This window comes from Dyadobacter arcticus (genome assembly GCF_011762185.1).
GTDB lineage: Bacteria > Bacteroidota > Bacteroidia > Cytophagales > Spirosomataceae > Dyadobacter > Dyadobacter arcticus.
Genome location: NZ_JAASQJ010000005.1, coordinates 348,613 through 366,977, shown reverse-complemented (window position 1 = coordinate 366,977; position 18,365 = coordinate 348,613). Strand labels below are relative to the sequence as shown.

General features: G+C 44.6%; 15 protein-coding genes. 9 read left to right on the top strand and 6 right to left on the bottom strand.

Going from position 1 to position 18,365, the window contains the following annotated elements; all coding sequences use genetic code 11:
• Positions 1–82: 82 nt before the first annotated feature.
• A complete protein-coding gene (locus tag FHS68_RS23110; protein ID WP_167275545.1) occupies positions 83–1,888 on the bottom strand; it encodes a MutS-related protein in 1,806 nt (601 codons plus the stop codon).
• Positions 1,888–3,699 carry an ABC transporter ATP-binding protein gene (locus tag FHS68_RS23105; RefSeq protein WP_167275542.1) on the bottom strand — a complete coding sequence of 604 codons (1,812 nt, stop codon included), beginning with the start codon at positions 3,697–3,699 and terminating at the stop codon, positions 1,888–1,890. Before FHS68_RS23105 ends, FHS68_RS23110 begins: the two co-directional genes overlap by 1 nt.
• 246 nt (positions 3,700–3,945) lie before the next feature.
• Between FHS68_RS23105 and FHS68_RS23100 the strand changes: the two genes are divergently transcribed.
• The 5 genes from FHS68_RS23100 (at position 3,946) to FHS68_RS23080 (ending at position 8,038) form a co-directional block, all read left to right on the top strand.
• Positions 3,946–4,515: an RNA polymerase sigma factor gene (locus FHS68_RS23100; protein ID WP_167275539.1), complete on the top strand. Its 570-nt coding sequence runs from the start codon at positions 3,946–3,948 to the stop codon at positions 4,513–4,515.
• On the top strand, positions 4,496–5,992 hold the full coding sequence (locus tag FHS68_RS23095) for a hypothetical protein (protein WP_167275536.1): 1,497 nt from the start codon (positions 4,496–4,498) through the stop codon (positions 5,990–5,992). Before FHS68_RS23100 ends, FHS68_RS23095 begins: the two co-directional genes overlap by 20 nt.
• An 82-nt stretch (positions 5,993–6,074) precedes the next feature.
• Positions 6,075–6,557 carry a QcrA and Rieske domain-containing protein gene (locus FHS68_RS23090; RefSeq protein ID WP_229212032.1) on the top strand — a complete coding sequence of 161 codons (483 nt, stop codon included), beginning with the start codon at positions 6,075–6,077 and terminating at the stop codon, positions 6,555–6,557.
• Positions 6,558–6,569: 12 nt separating this feature from the next.
• On the top strand, positions 6,570–7,457 hold the full coding sequence (locus FHS68_RS23085; RefSeq protein ID WP_167275531.1) for a DUF5777 family beta-barrel protein: 888 nt from the start codon (positions 6,570–6,572) through the stop codon (positions 7,455–7,457).
• 14 nt (positions 7,458–7,471) lie between these two features.
• Positions 7,472–8,038, top strand: a complete 567-nt coding sequence (locus FHS68_RS23080) for a YceI family protein (protein ID WP_167275528.1) — start codon at positions 7,472–7,474, stop codon at positions 8,036–8,038.
• Positions 8,039–8,103: 65 nt separating this feature from the next.
• Here the strand turns inward: FHS68_RS23080 and lacZ are convergent, their stop codons facing one another.
• Positions 8,104–11,484, bottom strand: coding sequence for a beta-galactosidase, LacZ type (lacZ, locus tag FHS68_RS23075; RefSeq protein ID WP_167275526.1), 3,381 nt, complete (start codon positions 11,482–11,484; stop codon positions 8,104–8,106).
• 176 nt (positions 11,485–11,660) lie between these two features.
• Here lacZ and FHS68_RS23070 point away from each other — a divergent pair, with 176 nt between their 5' ends.
• Positions 11,661–12,428, top strand: a complete 768-nt coding sequence (locus FHS68_RS23070) for a type III pantothenate kinase (protein ID WP_167275875.1) — start codon at positions 11,661–11,663, stop codon at positions 12,426–12,428.
• Here FHS68_RS23070 and FHS68_RS23065 read toward each other — a convergent pair.
• Positions 12,418–12,816, bottom strand: a complete 399-nt coding sequence (locus tag FHS68_RS23065; RefSeq protein WP_167275523.1) for a gamma-glutamylcyclotransferase family protein — start codon at positions 12,814–12,816, stop codon at positions 12,418–12,420. The genes FHS68_RS23070 and FHS68_RS23065 overlap by 11 nt on opposite strands.
• A gap of 147 nt (positions 12,817–12,963) precedes the next feature.
• Between FHS68_RS23065 and FHS68_RS23060 the strand changes: the two genes are divergently transcribed.
• The 3 genes from FHS68_RS23060 (at position 12,964) to FHS68_RS23050 (ending at position 16,416) form a co-directional block, all read left to right on the top strand.
• The gene (locus FHS68_RS23060; RefSeq protein ID WP_167275521.1) at positions 12,964–14,424 is read left to right on the top strand and encodes a nucleotidyl transferase family protein; all 1,461 of its coding nucleotides are present in this window, start codon (positions 12,964–12,966) and stop codon (positions 14,422–14,424) included.
• 173 nt (positions 14,425–14,597) lie between these two features.
• Positions 14,598–15,905 (top strand): Gfo/Idh/MocA family protein, encoded by a 1,308-nt coding sequence (locus tag FHS68_RS23055; RefSeq protein ID WP_167275518.1) that lies wholly within the window; start codon positions 14,598–14,600, stop codon positions 15,903–15,905.
• 142 nt (positions 15,906–16,047) lie between these two features.
• Positions 16,048–16,416: a DUF5618 family protein gene (locus tag FHS68_RS23050; RefSeq protein ID WP_167275516.1), complete on the top strand. Its 369-nt coding sequence runs from the start codon at positions 16,048–16,050 to the stop codon at positions 16,414–16,416.
• A gap of 73 nt (positions 16,417–16,489) precedes the next feature.
• On the opposite strand, the gene accC is transcribed toward FHS68_RS23050, so the two are convergent.
• Both accC and accB read right to left on the bottom strand, forming a co-directional pair.
• Entirely contained in the window at positions 16,490–17,833 is a 1,344-nt protein-coding gene (gene accC / locus FHS68_RS23045; protein WP_167275513.1) for an acetyl-CoA carboxylase biotin carboxylase subunit, read from the bottom strand.
• 35 nt (positions 17,834–17,868) lie between these two features.
• Positions 17,869–18,348: an acetyl-CoA carboxylase biotin carboxyl carrier protein gene (gene accB / locus FHS68_RS23040; RefSeq protein ID WP_167275510.1), complete on the bottom strand. Its 480-nt coding sequence runs from the start codon at positions 18,346–18,348 to the stop codon at positions 17,869–17,871.
• Positions 18,349–18,365: the final 17 nt, after the last annotated feature.

Below are 18,365 nucleotides of genomic sequence, written 5' to 3'. Positions count from 1 at the left end.
GCTTTTTCATAGCATTTAAAACGTAAATGTAATCAGTAAAGTTACGCAAATACCGCTATAACATTAAAAGACGCCCTGACGGCTATTTTAAGGTATTTTTATTTGTCAGGTCGATGTCGATACCCATCATACGCATCAGCTCAGAGGCGTTAAAACTGCGGCAAATTCCTTCGTACAGTCGATAATCAAAATGCAATTTGCCGTCTTCCACATCCGAACGGAAGTGGTAGTTCTGAACGTAGTTTTCGGTTGCACCCCATTCTCCCAGTTCCAGATCGTGTGTGGAAACCAGGCCGGACGCATTTTTTGAATGCAATTGCCTGATCAACGCCTCAGCGCCGCGATGGCGGTCGGCCGAGTTGGTACCTTTTAAAATTTCATCCAATAAATAAAAAACAGGGGCATCTGCATGCGCGTCAGCCAATTCGAGCAGCCTCCTGAGTCTTTTCAACTCTGCATAAAAAGAAGATGTGCTTTCCTCGAGAGAATCTTGGGTCCGCATACTGCTGAATATGCGCGCAGGCGAGCAGCTAAAATGCGACGCACTCACCACTGCGCCCATTTGTGCAAGTACGAGGTTAAGCCCGATGGTCCGGAGAAATGTACTTTTTCCCGACATGTTCGAACCCGTGACAAGGATTGTATTTCCGGTTCCAGCTATTCCAAAGCTATTGCTAACCCTTTTTTCTTTTGGAATAAGCGGATGTCCCATGGATGTCGCATTGATCATCATGGTGCTTTGCGAAACCACTTCGGGTGTAACGCACTCCGCATTTGCAAAGGCATGCCCGGCCAGACTGTTCATTGCTTCAATATCCGCCAGCACATTCAGCCAGTCCAATAACCTCAGATGATTTACCTTTTTCCAATCCTCAATACCCGCCAGACAATGCACGTCCCAAAGCGTCGGAATCCCGATAAAGATTGAAAAAAATGGGTTATTCCGATAATCGAGCCGCTCGAAAAGGTTTCCGACGTGGTTTAATGCTTTTGAAGAATCGTCAATCCGTGCACGTCTTTGCTGCCACCATTCCGATTGATAAGGAGCGGATTCGGCGTTCTTTAAAAGGTCCGCGTAGGCAACCAATGTCTTGCCAAGGTCAGCTGTACGGTTCGCAATGTTTTGAATGCTATTAAGAAAACGCCTTAGGATAACCATATGAACGGCAAGGCTTAGCAAAACAGCCCAGGCCGGGACCAGCTGGGCAATTGCTAAAACAATAATGAACAATGTGACGACCGAGAGCCAGCGAAGACGCATGGAAGTAGCGAGTTGCGGCGCAAGTTTTTCAGCCGCCCAGGTGCGGAATGCGCCAACTTGTTTGGCAGCATGCTCATGAAGTAACGCAGTTGCCTCCCATTCCTGGATCAGATGAGGATATGATTTGAAATTTTCCGAAGCTTGCTGCCGCTGTAAAACTTCTTCGGGATCCGCGTGGTTTTTCAGCCAATTGGCAAGTCGGCGGCTTCCCTCGTTCGTCCGCGTCCTGTTCAACAGCTTATACAATGAATACTCGCCAAAAATATCCAGATCGCCTGCAAAAGCATGGTCCTTTTCCTGGAATTGGAGACCGGTATCTGCCCTTTTGAAGCGGAATGCTAACCTTTCCAGTTCGTCCTCATTGACGGTTTGAAGATTTTTCTGAAAATCCCTAACTCTTTTTACCACCTGGTGTTTTTTCATCAGTATCAGAAAAACAACAAGTAAGCCGCCAATGCCAACGGCCATGAGGGGCTGGTCCATTCTATTCCAAAGCCAGGCAAGGATCAATATTGCAATGAAAATACCTACTCTTACCCACGACAGTCTGGTGAATTTTTCCTGCGCTGCCGATTCAGCTACACGGGCCTTTTCAAGTTCGGTTTCAAAGAAGAGTTTACTTTCCATTAATTACTTTCAGCGGTTTCAAACTGCAATTTGATCAGGTTGGCGTATAAGCCATTGTCCAAAACCGTTAATTCCTGGTGTGTTCCCGATTCCGCGATACGTCCTTCGCGAATAACATAAATCATATCTACTTTCCTGATCGTTGCAAGGCGGTGTGCAATCACAATGGTCGTGCGGTTTTGCATTAATTCGTCCAATGCAATCTGTACCAGCTTTTCCGACTCGGCATCGAGTGAGCTGGTTGCTTCATCCAGGATCAGGATTTTTGGATTTTTCAAAATAGCGCGGGCAATGGCGACGCGTTGGCGTTGGCCACCGGACAACTTAATACCCCGTTCCCCGACAACCGTTTCGAATTTTTCGGGAAAAGTATCTATGAATTCCAATGCATGCGCCCGTTTTGCAGCGTCAATGATTTCTTCCCTTGTCGCTTCCGGTTTTCCGTATGCAATGTTCTCATAAATAGTACCTCCAAAAAGCATCACTTCTTGCGGAACAATGGCAATGTTTTTTCTCAATTCAGAAATTCCAAAGGCGCTGAGCGGTTTCCCGTCGATCAAAATTTCTCCCGAAAGATGGTCGTAAAAGCGCATGAGTAATTGAATGATGGTGGATTTACCGGCACCGCTGTATCCGACCAGGGCAATTTTTTCACCGGCATTAATATGAAAAGAAATCCCCCTTAAAACCGGAAGGTCTGCTCGGGAAGGATAGGAGAAATGCACGTTCTGGTAGGTAACTTCTCCTGTCATCCGGCCAGGCTGAGCATTTTTGGCCTCTTCAACGGTTAGTTCAGGAGTTTCTTCCAAAATTTCAAAAATGCGCTCAGAAGCACCGATTACCTTGTTTATTTGTGCGTAAAGGTCACCCATACCGCTGATCGACGCGCCGATGAATGTGGTGTAGAGGATGAATGTAAAAAGATCCGAAAGCCCGAATTCGCCCGATTGTACCAGCGCAGCGCCATACCAGATCACACCTACAATTCCTCCAAACAGGGCGAAAATGATAAAGGACACAAATCCGCCTCTGAAAGTCGCAGCGTATAGCGAAAGGTCTACAACGCGTCTGAGAATCGTTTTATATCGGTCAATTTCGAGTGGTTCATTGGTGAATGCTTTAACCACATTCACCGACTGCAAAGTTTCTTCGACCACCACATTGGCAGCCGCTAATTCATCTTGCGCCTTTCTGGACAACCTTCGCATATGTCTTCCAAAAAAGACCGAAGCAATCACCAGAACGGGAAATGTTGCCAGCATGAACAAGGTAAGTTTCCAGGAAGTGTAAAACAGAATACCAATCCCGACAACCAATGTGGCGATCTGCCTAAAAATTTCAGCCAATGTGAAAGATAGCAAGCCTTGTAATTGCGAAACGTCTGAGGTAATCCTACTGGTGAGCTCGCCCACCCGCCGCTGTTCAAGGAATGATATCGGAAGCGTGATAATTTTGCTGAACACATCCGAACGAATATTGGTCATCGCCAGCTCGCTGACTTTGGTAAACAAATAAATCCGGAAATAGGAGAATACGGACTGACATATCAGCACTAAAAACAGGAAAAGCGTGATCTGATTTATGGTGTATTTTGACTTACCTTCTATTACCTCAATGATGCTCCCCACCAGTTTGGGAAAAGCAAGGGAAGTGGCGGTAGAAAGTGCTAGAAAAATTAATCCTATAAAAAAAGTGACCCGGTAAGGCCGAAGGTATTTAAGAAGGTCCAGGGTAATTTTGAACCCCTGCCAGCTAAGTTTCCTTACAGCAAAAGGGGATGCTTGCGCATTTTTATCTTCATTAATGGCCATTAGAGATTGATGGAGTGTAATGTTTAGCCGTTAACCGACCTATTATTATTAATACGTTTTTTAGCAGTTGCAAAAGTAGCTAATAAAATCAAAGAAGCGATGGAAGCGTAGTTGCGCAATGCGTTGCAAGAATTCGTAACATTAATTTAAAGATTTCCAGATAGTTATAAGTTTTTTTCGAATTTTATAATCCCATAAGCAACCCTCAAAATGTTTTAATCGTATTGATGAAAAATAGCGAATAGCATGCCCGAGTATAACTCCGCCGTTCTTCATGAACTACTCGACGGCTGTTTAAGAAAAAACCGCCGCAGTCAGGAGCTGTTGTATAAACAGTTTTACGGCTATGCTATGAGCATTTGTTTGCGCTATACACGTAGCCGGGACGAGGCTAAGGAGATTCTCAACGACGGATTTTTAAAGGTTTTTACAAAGCTTGACACCTTTGATACAAACCGTGCATTTAAAACCTGGTTGGGAAGGATCATGATTAACACAGCGCTGGATCATTACAGACAAGAAGTGCGCAGGGATGTTTTTGATGACGTGGAAATAGCGGACCAGGTGTCCGTTGACGAAACGGTAATCAGCAAACTGGCGCACGAAGAGCTGATGGGCCTGATTCAAAAACTTACGCCCTCTTACCGGATTGTTTTTAGTTTATCGGTGATTGACGGCTATACACACGAAGAAATTGCAGAACAGCTGAGCATTTCGGTTGGTGCGTCGAAGTCGAATTTGTCGCGTGCAAGAGAAAAATTGAGAGAAATGTTATCCAAAATAAATATTGACGATTATGATAGAGTTACCAGATGACGAACTGGATAAACTCTTCAGAAAGTCATCAGAAGAGTTTGATCCACAATTTGATCCGGAAGATTGGAATAATCTTAAAAAACGGCTGGATCAGCAGGACGGAAGGACCGCTGGCGCCTGGCTGAGAAAATGGTGGCCGCTGGGTGTGTTGCTGCTGTTAATTTCAGGGGGAATTGCGTCTTACTTATGGCTAAGCGATCCCCGTCAGGTTTCGGAAGTAAAAAACCAAAAACCGGTTTCTGAGATAACAGTAAAGGGTTTGACTGCTAAAAAGACAGAAAGTGTAACTGCCAGCGAAAAGACAACTGTTGAGAAAGCTGACACGAAGATTGATCAGAAAGCGGAAGTTAGTTCAGGACAAACCGTAGAAGAAGAGATTCCACTAGGGGAAATTAGGAACGAGAAATCAAAAGTTGCACCAACTATTTCCGTCGACCAAAATGTTGGAACAACCAAACAAATAGGAAATACCGAAAAGGCTATTTCACAATCATCTTCAAAATCAGATTACAGGACTGCAAATAAAAATGGCAGAACGTTATTGCCCCGGAGCCAATCTAAGGCAGGCGGAGTGTACTTAGAGCCTAACCGCTCAAATACGGCAGGAGGCGACGGGGCTCTTACATTAAATGCAAATGGTAATTTGCTTGGAAACGATCCTAACGGAACCAATGCCTCCGAACTTGGGGCAAGGCAGGCTATTGGTTCCAATGGGGTCACAATTGAGGCGGAGGTTGTTGACAGTAAAAAGATAGATTTTTCATCCGAGCTGCTTGTAAACAAAAAACTGAACTGGCAGAATGCGATTGATTTCCCGGGAGTTACTGCACCAATTATAGAAAGTAAACCGGAAAATGCTAAGCCAGAAGAAGATAGTTTGCTGAATGTTCCAAAGTGGGCAATTCGGGTGGGCTATTCACCAGATCTGACAACGGTTGGGTTTAAGAATTTTACTAAGCCGGGTTCTGCATTCTCATTGCTTCTTGAATATGGGATAACAAAAAGACTTTATGTGCAAACTGGGGTTGTAAGGAGTGTGAAAGACTATACCGCAGCTGCTGGCGAGTACACATTTAAAAAATATGTCACCTACGTCAATACGCCAAATGCAGTGGACGGAATTTGCACCATGATTGAAATTCCGATTGGCATCCGGTATGACGTTGCCCAAAATGCACATTCACGTTGGTTCGCAGGTACCGGATTTTCATCTTACTACGCCCAGAAAGAAAGGTACGACTACCATTACGAAAAATACGTCCGTGGCCAGGTTCACAGCTGGGAAGGTAAGACAGGATGGTATTGGTTAAGTCACCTGAATGCATCCGTCGGCTACGAGAGGACGATCACTAAAAAGCTGTCCATCCTCGCCGAGCCATACATACGCATTCCTATCAAAGGCGTAGGCTGGGGCAAAGTCAATCTCGTGACCACTGGTATGTGGATATCGCTACGCTATACACCCGTATTCAGGTAAGTAAGAATACCAATCATAAGCCAATTATATCTACTAATTACATTTTTAATTATTCACTATGGATACTGTAAAACAAGGACAAATGAAAAGAGGCGAATTTCTAAGAAGCCTCGGGTTGAGCACCTCAACATTGATGGCTTTTTATTGCCTGGGTACCACCATGACGGCTTGCGGGTCCAGCGATGACGATCCCGATCCGGACCCAACCCCTGGAGGCGGCAACGCAGGTACCGGCATAATAGGTACGATCAGCGGAAGCGCAGTTAATTTCACAGTTGATCTGACGAAAGTTACGGCTGTGAAGGCTGCCGGTGGGTTTCAGGTTATCGGTGACACCATTGTTGCGCACACAAACAGCGGCTCTTACATTGCATTGTCTAAAACGTGTACACATCAAGGAACCACAATTGGTTTCCGCGCGGCGCAAAACGACTTTTTGTGCCCCAATCACGGATCACAGTTTTCGACAACCGGATCAGTAGAAGAAGGACCAGCAACAACCGCTCTTAAAGTCTATAAAACGACGCTCTCAGCAGACGGAAATACGCTTACCGTTACAGCTTAATTGACATTTATTATGAAAATTCTCCGCATCGTAATAATGTTGATGTGCTCAGCTACAATGGCTTATGCTCAGGACGACCTGCTCAATGAATTGTCTAAACAAGACAGCGCGCAGAAGATTCCGGTAGCAGCTACATTCAAATCCACCCGGGTTGTCAATGGACACTCGGTGGAGACAATGAAGAAAAAACACATGGATTTCCGGATATCCCACCGTTTCGGCAGGCTGAATTCCGGGGCTTACAATTTTTTCGGATTGGATCAGGCAACCATGAGAATGGGCTTTGAATACGGACTTACCGACGACTTCATGATCGGGGTTGGAAGGAGTACTTCCCAAAAGGCATATGACTTTTTTGGAAAGTATAAATTGTTGAAACAAACCTCAGGGGCGCGGACAGTACCTATATCGGTTACGTTATTTGGCGGAATGGCTATTGCAACGGTCAATAAAGAGTTGGAATTTCAGGACATGATTTCCTATACTGCTCAGGTGTTGATTGGAAGGAAATTCGGGGAGAAGCTTTCGCTGCAACTATCGCCGACTTATTTATACCGAAACCGACCGGATGTCATAGGTGATAAAAAGATATTGCTTGCGGTGGGAATTGGCGGGCGATATAAGTTATCCAAACGCGTCTCATTGAACGGCGAATATTTTTATACAGCCCGTGAAAAGAATACTGTGACAGCTCCATATTACGACTCCATGTCGTTTGGAGTGGATATCGAAACCGGCGGCCATGTTTTTCAGCTTCATTTTACGAATTCATTGGGTATGATCGAAAAGCAATTCATTGGAGAAACGGCCGGGACCTGGGGTAAAGGGGACATTCACTACGGCTTCAATCTTTCCCGTACGTTCAGTTTCGATAAAAGGAATAGAAAAGTAGCTCACTGACAAACTATTACATTATGAAATTGCATTTGATTCGCACGGTTCTCGTAACCGTGATCAGCATCGCTATGCTTTCTGCGAATGCTTTGGCGCAGGGAAGCATGTTCTCGACATCGACAGGCAATACCCGTTTTTTATCTGTAACGCCTTTGGAGAATGTCGATGCGACTAACAATAAGTGCCAGGCCATATTAAATACGGCCAACAGCCAGCTGGCCATACGCATGAATATGAGGGATTTTGATTTTCCAAATAAGCTCATGCAAGAGCATTTCAATGAGAACTACATTGAATCTGCCAAATACCCGACGGCAACATTCAGCGGGAAGATTGACAAAGCTCTCGACTACACGAAGGACGGGCAATATGATGTTTCTGCAACTGGGAAATTCACCGTCCATGGGGTAACAAAAGACAAAACGATTGCTGGGAAGGTGAAAGTTGAAGGTGGTAAGATAACCATTACCTCTGATTTTGAAGTGCCTTTAACCGATCATAAAATCGATGTGCCGGAAGTAGTTTTTGTAAAAATTGCGCAGGTTATTACGGTAAAAGCGCAGTACGTGCTGGTGCCGAAAAAATAGCCCGGATGGTTAGACAGACTTGCAAAGTCTTAAAGACTTGGCAAGTCTACCAAGACTTGGCAAATCTACCTCCGTCGCCTACGCCGGGACGAACTTTTTCGCCGAACTGGCTTTTTCTTCACCGGCGCTTTTCTGACAACAGGCTTCCGTACTGGCTCGGATACTGCCTCTTCTTCCGGATCATTCTCCGATAAAGTCGCCGGTTCGGTCTCCGTGGAGGCAACCGTATTGTTCACTTTTCCTGTGTAAGGCAATAGTGAACTGGTGATCTGGTCAATGTTGGCAGCATTGTCAATTGCTTTCAGCCTGAAACGATAAGCGTAGACCTTGGCTGGCAGCAGATAGTCTTCATGAACTCTTGGCGACCAGCTATCATCGCCGCCAAGCCCCATTTGCGCAATGTCAATGTTTACGACAGTGGTTGCACCGCGTTCCAAAGTAGCGACGCGCTTTTTGGCTGCCAATAGCGCTTTGTCCGTATAGTTATGTACGTTAAAATTAAATGTGGAATCGCTTACCGCAAGTATGCCGATCCCTTCCTGGTTGGTAACTGATGCCCAGCGGACATCCGTTTTGTTGCCATTTTCTTGCGGAGTAATGTAAGGAAAATGCTGGTCAGCAACGGTTCCGCCATAAATTCCAATCCGGCCACTCGTCTTGCGATCTGAATAAGTTTCGTGCGGGCCATTTCCGTACCATTGTGTTTTGTTGAATGCCGGTGGCATACTGAATTGCAAACCCACTTTTGGCAGCGACGGCCATTCGCCTGTCGGGGTAAAGGTGTTTTGAACATGTAAATCACCCGTAGCGTAAACAATATATTCTGATTGCACGGCCATTTCACCTTTTAGGCTTTTTAATGTCCTGTCTAACGTTACCTTATAAACCTGTGCGGTAACCCGCTGCGTTTTCATTTCTGAAGAAGTTACTTCAAGGGTATCGAGGCCTGCCGCACGCCATTTGGAAGCATAACTATTTGCTCCGCCTCCTTCATCATTATCGGTAGGTACCCGCCAGAAATTAGGATATGGGCCGCTTTCGATCATTTCTTCTTTTTTATTCTTAAAAGAGATGATACCTCCGGCTGTTTTATCAAATGTTACCGAAAAATCCTCTCCATTCACAGCGATACGGCCCGTGCTGATCTGGGCGACGCGTAACGGTTTTTCATTGTACAAACTAACATTCGTAAACTGCTTCGGGGATTTCAGGATAGAAACCTGGTGCCAGGCGACTTCATGCCCCTTCGGCGCCCAGGTAGTGGCTTCTTTCAATCGTAAACTGAGGTTGAGAAAATACTCTGCATGCGGTTTCTGCGTGGCAGGCAATTCATAGGGGATCGTTAATTGCTCTTTTTGTCCCGCAACTGCATTCAGGTTCCCAATAGTACCTGTCTTACCAACTACTTTTCCGTTTTCCTGAATAGACCAAAACAGCTCGTAAGCACTCAGTGTTTGAAAATCTGATTGGTTATGAACAGTTACCTGCTTTTCGCCGACGCGCAAAGTATCAGGTGTTTCAAATTTTACATATTGGTAAACTTTTTTGACCTCATTTAATTCGGGCTGTGGCACACGGTCAGGATTAACCAGTCCGTCCCCGGCATTGGCACCATCGATGTAATTGAAATTATCCCAATACGTGGTGCCATCGGGTTTCTTTAGTCTAAGTCCCTGGTCCACCCAATCCCAGATAAAGCCGCCCTGCATAGTCGGGTTTTTATCAATCACATTCCAGTATTCTTGTAAATTTCCAATGCTGTTTCCCATACCATGCGCGTATTCACAGATGATCAGCGGCCTGGTCTTATCTTTTTTTACCAATTCGATCAAATCCTGCGTCGAGGGATACATGACCGAAATAATATCAAAACTGCTTAATGTGGTCGGTTTGTAATCTTTTCGTCCCTCGTAATGAATTGGACGCGTAGGATCTGCCAGGTGTATGAAATCGCCCATTGCGGTAAAGTTTTGTCCCATACCCGACTCATTACCAAGTGACCAGATAATGACGGATGGATGATTTTTGTCCCGCTCAATCATGGCATTGCCTCTTGCCAGAAACGCAGACCGCCACTGCGGATTATCGGCCAGGATAATGTTCTTACTCCACAGCTCATGACTTTCAATATTGGCCTCATCCATCACATAGAAGCCATATTGGTCGCACAAGTCGTACCATTCGGACGTATTAGGATAATGGGATGTCCTGACGGCGTTGATATTATTTTGCTTCATCAACGTAATATCCCTGATCATGGATTCCCGGTTGATCACTCTCCCTGTTTCCGGGTCAAATTCGTGTCGGTTCACACCTTTGATCTTAATCGCCTTGCCATTGACAAGCAACTGGCCGTTCCTGATCTTAACTTCCCTGAACCCAACTTTTTGACTTGTTGCTTCCAGCACTTTTCCGTCAGAATTCATCAGCTGCACCGTCAGCGTGTACAAATAGGGTGTTTCCGAATTCCATTTGATTGGGTTCGGAACAGGAACATCAACCCTTACGGCGCCTTCCTTACCCGTTTCTAAGGCAGTAAGCATTTGACTGACAGGCGTTACTACGACCGACTTATTAGCGTCATATAATGTGAAAAGGACCTGGTGTGCATGGATTGTATGTAAGTTGAAATTTTTGACGTACGCACTCAGTTTTAATGTGGCGTGCTCTTGATTGGCGTCCAGGATTGTCCTGACTGAAAAGTCGGTAAGTACTACTTTGGGAAGCAGCAGCAAATTTACATCCCGAAATATCCCGGACAGCCGCCAGAAATCCTGGTCTTCCAGATAACTCCCATCCGACCAATTGATTACCTCGACGGCCAGTGAATTGATCCCTTGTTTCACATCTTCGGTAATGTCAAACTCAAACGGCGTCATGCCATCTTCATGATACCCAATTGCAACGCCATTGAGCCAGACATAACAAGCGGATTGTATTCCACCGAAATGAAGGAATATTTGGTTGTCTTTTACATCATTTGCTACATTGAATGTAGTTCGATACATCCCAACCGCATTGGTATCTGCCGTAATCCTGGGTGGTGTTGCCTTGAACGGATGCTTAATATTTGTAAAAATTGGTTTGTCATAATTCCTTCCCTCACGTGCACCGAATACCTGCCAGTTTGAAGGAACGGGAATATTCTCCCAGTTTGCGTCAGGCATTGTCGGGTCGTAAAAGTTGAGTAGCGCTTTGGAGGGGTGAGAGGCCCATTTGAATTTCCAGTTACCATTAAGCGACTGTACAAAAGGAGTAGTTTTATCCCGGAGCAATGCACTTTTTTCGGTAAGATAGGGTGTGAAATCGGCGTGTGGTTTTTCGGTATTGATGCTGATCACCTGCGGGTCCTGCCATTCTGGAATGGCTTGGGTGAAAGCTGGATGCGCAATAATTATCAGTATAAAGCCCAGAAGATAAAGGCCGTAAGGATTGGAGAGAGGCATATAAATGGTTGAAACGGGTATAGTCCTGTGCAAGGTAAATCGGCGGCTGGTCAGGTCAGGTAATTTTTTTTGCTAAAATTATAGATTATCAAAAACAAACAGACGCAAATGACTGGGACGATGAAGTTTTATTTGAATAATGCCTTTAATTTGCCTTTGAATGTAAATTTAAGATGATGCTTTTAGCCGTAGATGTAGGTAATACTGACACTGTTTTTGGGCTTTATGAGTCTGGCGAATGGAGCAATATCTGGCGAATGCGGTCACTTGCGCAGGAAAATGAGGCTCACTATGAATCAAAGCTGAGGCTGCATTTTCTTGAAGCAGGGCTTTGGTTTGGCGATGTGGAGACGGTTGTGTTGTGCAGTGTTGTTCCAGACCTTACTCCTACCATACAAAAGATGCTGCGCTCTTTATTCGGCGATGACATTATCGTAGTCGGCCCAGACATTTATCCTGCCCTCACCATTGCCATTGACCATCCCCACGAAATCGGGGCGGACCTGATTGCCAATGCAGTAGCGGTAACCAGCAGGTATAAAGAAAATTGTGTCGTCGTGGATTTTGGTACGGCACTAACATTCACTACGGTTTCAAAAGACAGCAAAATATTGGGCGTCGCCATATTGCCTGGCCTGGTTACCGCTGTTAAGGCCTTGTTTGCTAATACCGCGCAACTTCCGGAAGTTCCTCTGAAATTACCTTCCACAGCCATTGGACGGAATACTACGGAGGCAATTCAGGCTGGAATTTTATTGGGTTATGAGGGCCTGGTCAAATCTCTCTTGAGCCGGATCCGTGCTGAACTTGGCGGAGAATGCATTGCCGTAGCAACAGGTGGCTTGTCTTCAATCATTGAGACATTAAAAGACGAATTTGTTGAGATCGATCGGAAACTTACATTGGATGGTTTACGGGTCATCGGAGAGAGCATCAGGGGTTAGTAAACCGCCCATCCGGTATTATAGATAACTCGTTAACTGACTGGTTGTAAAGGTAAGCCCAGCACAAAATTTGCAGACCATTTGGTGCAGTAACCGGGATTATTTTCCGAACATAAAGGCTGTTTTTTTCGTCTTCCAATACGTCCTCATATTCATCCAATTCGAGCAATATTTCGAAAGAATTCAACTTGTATATCTCCCCAAATACTTTCGATTCCGCTCTTTCATCATAAACCGCTCCGGGATACCAGGTGATCCGATACAGACATCCCGGGAAGTAGCCTTCACCTTCATAGCTGGAAGATAACCTGAGCTTTTCCGCAAAAGGGTTGTAAAAACCTTGCATCAGTGTTCCATAAGTGAATAAGAAGCTTGGATCGGCATTCATAATTCCAGAGATATTACTCAGATTAACCTAACATTAACTTTTAGAACTTTTCCATTCTGATACCAGAAGACGGCTAAATGTAGTTATATGATTATGTATTTTTCTTATATTTACAAGTAAAGCTTTTCAATTTACCCATTCAAGTTTATGTACGAAAAGAACCTTGGTACAAAACAAAAAGCATTAAGGATCAACTTAGATCGGGGGATATATGGTTCTTTCGCCGAAATCGGGGCTGGTCAGGAAACCGCTGCCTATTTTTTCAAAGCAGGCGGAGCTTCGGGAACGGTTGCGAAAACAATGTCGGCATATGACATGACATTCAGCGATGCAATATATGGAACGGAAGAAGGAGGCAGGTATGTGGTGGAGTCCCGCTTGATGAAAATGCTTAACCGGGAGTACAATCTGGTTGAAAAACGGCTTTCCGAGAAACGCGGTGATGATAGTCAGTTTTTTGCTTTTGCCAATACAGTAGTCGCCCTTAATTTTCAAAAAACCAATGAATCGCATGGGTGGGTTGGATTACAATTTCAGCTTACACCGATGGGGCCTACAAACTATGTAGTGATCCACATTAGAATGCGGGACGACGAAAACATTTTACAGCAGCAGGCGCTCGGGATCATCGGCGTTAATCTAATGTATGGTTGTTTTTTTTACTATACATCGCCAGAAATACTCCTTTTATCGTTGATGGACGATCTGACAACAGATCGCATTGAAATTGATATGGTACGTTTTAGCGGCCCTGATTTCGATAAAGTTGACAATCGCCTGATGAGCCTTCGTCTGGTAAAAAACGGATTCACTGACGCGGCCCTTTTTGGCAGCGACGGGGGCGTTTTACAGCCTTCTGAGGCATTATATAAGAAGCATATCCTGATGATGCGTGGCCGTTTAAGGCCTATCACCAATGTACACATTGACCTGATCAGCAATGGACAGAAGCAGTTCCTGGCCGAACCAGATGTGGATGAATCGAAAGTAGTGCTCATCTCGGAGTTGACGCTTCATAATCTGAAAGCGGGCGATAAGGATATTGATGAAAAGGATTTCTTAGACAGGGTCGATATACTGTGCTCGCTTGGCCACATGGTGATGATCTCCAACCACCATGAATATTATCGTCTGGTAGCGTATTTATCGAGGCTTACCAAGCTTAAAGCCGGACTTTTGTTGGGTAGCCCAAGCCTTCAGGATATTTTTGAAGAGAAACATTATGAATTTTTGCCGGGAGGCATCCTTGAATCATTCGCCACACTTTTTAGCCGGAAAGTTAAGCTCTTTATCTACCCCACATTGCAGCCGGACGGCTCCGTTTACAGCTGCGAAAATTTTGTAGTCCCTGACCATCTGCGTCCATTGTTCCAATATTTGATTATCAATGATAAAATTGAGGATATCAGGAATTTCAACAAAGAACGGATGCATATCACCACTGACTTTGTTTTGGAAAAAATAAAACGCGGTGAGCCTGGCTGGGAAGACCTGGTACCAGAAAACGTGGCCAAAATCATTAAGGAAAAATCCCTTTTCGGATTACCTAGTGAGAATAAATATGAGGAAACTGCGACGCAGATTCCTCAGGCTGTTGGGAATATTTAAGATTTTTATGCCACGAATAAATTGGAAAGCTAACGCCCACTCAAATCTCCGATAGTACTAAATCTGAAATAACTAGTACTTTATATATGAGCCGGATAAGGGAAGATTGACCAAATGTCGTCTTACCAATTGCCTGCAAATCAGTTACATTCAGGAACCTTAACCTTATTCTTATGGAAAAACCAAACGAAGTTTCGAGAAGGGACTTTATTAAAAATTCAACCAGCGCGGCCGTTGCGCTTTCGATCCCGTACATCATTCCAGCCAACGCATTTGGCGCAAATGACAGGATTCGTGTGGCTGTTCTGGGCGTAAATGGCCGTGGTCAGTCTCACATTGCTGGTTTCAATAATTTAAGTAATGTCGAGGTGGCTACCTTTTGCGATCCCGATAACAACATTCTTCAAAAAAGAGCCAAAGAATTTGAAGCAAAGACCGGCAAAAAAGTAAAAACCGAGATCGATCTTCGGAAGGTTTATGAAGACAAATCGATTGATGTAGTGAGTATTGCAACTCCCAATCACTGGCATGCACTCGCCACGATTTGGGCTTGCCAGGCTGGTAAGGATGTGTATGTTGAAAAACCAGGATCCCATAACTTGCACGAAGGCCGTAAAATGATTGAAGCGGCCAATAAGTACAAAAGAATTGTACAGCATGGTGTCCAATTACGCAGCTCAGAAGCATTGCAGGAAGCTGTTAAGCATTTACGAGATGGATTGATTGGCAACGTATATATGGCAAGGGGATTAGTCTACAAATGGCGTCCTGATATTGGCGATAGAGGTACCGAAGCGGTGCCAGCTGGTTTGGACTATGATTTATGGACGGGTCCTGCCGAAATGAAGCCTTTTTCCAAAAACTACGTGCATTACGATTGGCACTGGCATTGGAACTATGGCAACGGAGACATTGGCAACCAGGGAATCCACGAAACCGATATGTGTATGTGGGGATTGGGCGTCGAGAGTTTCCCTGAAAAAATTACTTCATCGGGAGGTAAGTTTCTTTGGAACGATGCAAAGGAGACACCGGAAGTGCTCAGTTCTTCCTTTGTTTATCCGAAAGAGAAGAAGATCATTGAGTTTGAAGTCCGTCCTTGGATGACGAATGATGAGGGAGGAACAGGTATTGGGAATATTTTCTATGGATCTGAGGGTTATATGGTTGTGAAAGGCTATGATTTTTATGAAACGTTCCTGGGCAAAGAAAAGAAACCCGGGCCTACCCGAAAAGCGGGCGGAGACCATTTCAAAAATTTCATTGATGCAGTTGTGGCCAGGGACACCAAACTATTGAATGGCCCAGTCGAAACCGCACATCTGTCGTCTGGTTTGGCGCATTTGGGCAACATCGCCTACCGCACAGGAAGAGCCTTGACCTTCGATCCAAAAACTGAAAAGTTTATTGGTGATGATGAGGCCAATAAAATGCTGACGAGGAAATATCGGTCGCCCTATTCGCTGCCTGGGGTGGTTTAGTGAACATTATATTGTTTAAATATCATTGACCTGACATACTCCAGGTCAATGTTGTTTATCAACAGAAAATGTTTTCCGAGAATTTTGTAAATTTGACCTCAAAGTTTCGAAATTCTCTTAATTTAATAGACCAACTACACACATGGGGTATCATGAAATTAATCGTTATTTAGCAAATGCAAGGGAAATCCTAACAACAAAAGCTCAGAAAGAAGGTAATGAATATCGGGACATCAAGTATGTTCAAATGGCGTCAGGTACGGCTTATAATGCCGCTTTGATGATTGTGAATGAGTATCTCAGGAAGAAAGAGGGGATCAAATTTGTTAAGCCAAAAAGCATTGAAGACTACCGCAACAGCGTAAGAAAATACAACAAAACTATGTTGTCATACTTGAACGAAACGTATGATACGTTGCATCTGGCGGGTTATTATCACGGAACTCCTTCGGTCAGAACGATTAGGGATGGATTGGAAGCAACCCGTAAAATGCTTGCAATAATAGAATAATCAAGATCATACTCCATAAAAAAGGTGAGCAGGGAAAAATCCTTCTCACCTTTTTTATGATTGCATTTTGATATTAAAGTGTCGAGAAATCGAATGTTTCCAAATACTTAGTAGTGAAATTTCCAGATTTGAAACCAGGATCATCCATTAACTTAATGTGAAAAGGAATGGTGGTTTTAATGCCCTCAATCACAAATTCCTGCAATGCACGCTTCATGCGGGTAATTACTTCTTCCCTCGACTGGCCGCTTACAATAAGCTTGGCAATCATGGAGTCATAATTTGGCGGGATCGTGTAGCCGCTGTAAACATGGCTATCAATACGGACACCATGACCACCAGGAAAATGCAGATTCGTTATTTTACCGGGAGCCGGCCTGAAATTATTAGCTGGATCCTCGGCGTTAATCCGGCATTCCATTGCAAATAACTTTGGCGTGTAGTTAACCCCTGATATAGGTTCACCTGCTGCAACTTTGATTTGTTCTTTAATAAGATCAAAATCTGTAACCTCTTCCGTAATAGGATGTTCCACCTGAATACGGGTGTTCATTTCCATAAAAAAGAAATCACCATTCTTATCGACCAGGAACTCAATGGTCCCTGCTCCCTCATAACCTATCGCCTGAGCACCTTTAATAGCCGCTGCACCCATTTTTTCACGAAGTTCAGGTGTTATGATAGGTGACGGAGTTTCCTCTACCAATTTTTGATGGCGACGTTGAATAGAACAATCGCGTTCGGATAAATGGCAGACTTTACCAAACTGATCTCCAATGATCTGAATTTCAATGTGGCGGGGTTCTTCCACAAATTTTTCAAGATATAGGCCATCGTTACCAAAGGCGGCAGCAGATTCTGTGCGCGCATCGTTCCATGCCTTCTCAAATTCGTCGGGTTTATTTATGATCCGCATACCGCGACCACCTCCGCCAGCAGTCGCTTTCACAATAACAGGGTATCCGATTCCTTCTGCTAATTTTTTGCCATGTTCAATAGAGTCTAAAAGTCCCTCTGAACCTGGTACAACCGGTACTCCAGCGGCAATCATCGTAGCTTTGGCGGTTGCCTTATCACCCATCCCATTAATTTGCGCCGCCGTAGCCCCTATGAATTTAATGCCATAATCCGCACATATCTGGGAAAACTCGGCATTTTCCGAAAGAAACCCGTAGCCGGGATGGATCGCATCCGCGCCCGTGACCTCAGCTGCTGAAATAATGCTTTGAATACTTAAATAAGATTGTCGGCTCGGTGGTGGGCCAATGCAAACGGCCTCATCTGCAAATCGAACGTGAAGACTGTCCCGGTCGGCCGTAGAGTATACAGCCACGGTTTTAATCCCCATTTCGCGACAGGTCCTGATAACACGCAAGGCGATTTCGCCCCGGTTTGCAATGAGTATCTTTTTAAACATGAAAGTTAATTTAGTTTTATAGATCGTCCATTGCCTCAGACAGGCTCAACGAGAAACAAAGGCTGGTCGAATTCCACTGGTGTCGCATTCTCAACCAGTACTTTCACTATTTTTCCGGAAATCTCCGATTCAATTTCATTAAAAAGCTTCATTGCTTCTATCACGCAAACCACTTTACCTGGCTTGATTTCATCTCCAACACTAGCGAATGAAGGCGTTTCCGGACTGGATGCGCGGTAGAAAGTACCGATCATTGGTGACTTGATCGTGATAAGGCTTTGTGCAGCATTGGAAACCATTAACTCAGAAGCGGCGGTCTGGGTCACGGGTGTTGTAGGCGCAGATGTTGCAAAAGACGGTGCAGGGGTCGCAGGAGTCGCGGAGGAATTGGTTATCACCGGAGCTGAACCATAGCGTTTCACCTTAATTTTCAAATCTGCTGTTTCAATATTCACCTCATCAAGGCCGGACTGGGCAATGAAGTCAATCAGTTTTTGGATTTCTTTGGTTTCCATTTATTCAAATTTACACT

Excerpts from the sequence above, each read along its gene's own strand:
- FHS68_RS23070 (WP_167275875.1), top strand. The coding sequence starts at position 11,661 with ATGCTTTTAGCCGTAGATGTAGGTAATACTGACACTGTTTTTGGGCTT.
- FHS68_RS23105 (WP_167275542.1), bottom strand. The coding sequence starts at position 3,699 with ATGGCCATTAATGAAGATAAAAATGCGCAAGCATCCCCTTTTGCTGTA.
- accC (WP_167275513.1), bottom strand. The coding sequence starts at position 17,833 with ATGTTTAAAAAGATACTCATTGCAAACCGGGGCGAAATCGCCTTGCGT.
- FHS68_RS23110 (WP_167275545.1), bottom strand. The coding sequence starts at position 1,888 with ATGGAAAGTAAACTCTTCTTTGAAACCGAACTTGAAAAGGCCCGTGTA.
- FHS68_RS23065 (WP_167275523.1), bottom strand. The coding sequence starts at position 12,816 with ATGAATGCCGATCCAAGCTTCTTATTCACTTATGGAACACTGATGCAA.
- FHS68_RS23090 (WP_229212032.1), top strand. The coding sequence starts at position 6,075 with ATGAAAAGAGGCGAATTTCTAAGAAGCCTCGGGTTGAGCACCTCAACA.
- FHS68_RS23100 (WP_167275539.1), top strand. The coding sequence starts at position 3,946 with ATGCCCGAGTATAACTCCGCCGTTCTTCATGAACTACTCGACGGCTGT.
- accB (WP_167275510.1), bottom strand. The coding sequence starts at position 18,348 with ATGGAAACCAAAGAAATCCAAAAACTGATTGACTTCATTGCCCAGTCC.
- FHS68_RS23095 (WP_167275536.1), top strand. The coding sequence starts at position 4,496 with ATGATAGAGTTACCAGATGACGAACTGGATAAACTCTTCAGAAAGTCA.
- FHS68_RS23080 (WP_167275528.1), top strand. The coding sequence starts at position 7,472 with ATGAAATTGCATTTGATTCGCACGGTTCTCGTAACCGTGATCAGCATC.
- FHS68_RS23085 (WP_167275531.1), top strand. The coding sequence starts at position 6,570 with ATGAAAATTCTCCGCATCGTAATAATGTTGATGTGCTCAGCTACAATG.
- FHS68_RS23060 (WP_167275521.1), top strand. The coding sequence starts at position 12,964 with ATGTACGAAAAGAACCTTGGTACAAAACAAAAAGCATTAAGGATCAAC.
- FHS68_RS23050 (WP_167275516.1), top strand. The coding sequence starts at position 16,048 with ATGGGGTATCATGAAATTAATCGTTATTTAGCAAATGCAAGGGAAATC.
- FHS68_RS23055 (WP_167275518.1), top strand. The coding sequence starts at position 14,598 with ATGGAAAAACCAAACGAAGTTTCGAGAAGGGACTTTATTAAAAATTCA.
- lacZ (WP_167275526.1), bottom strand. The coding sequence starts at position 11,484 with ATGCCTCTCTCCAATCCTTACGGCCTTTATCTTCTGGGCTTTATACTG.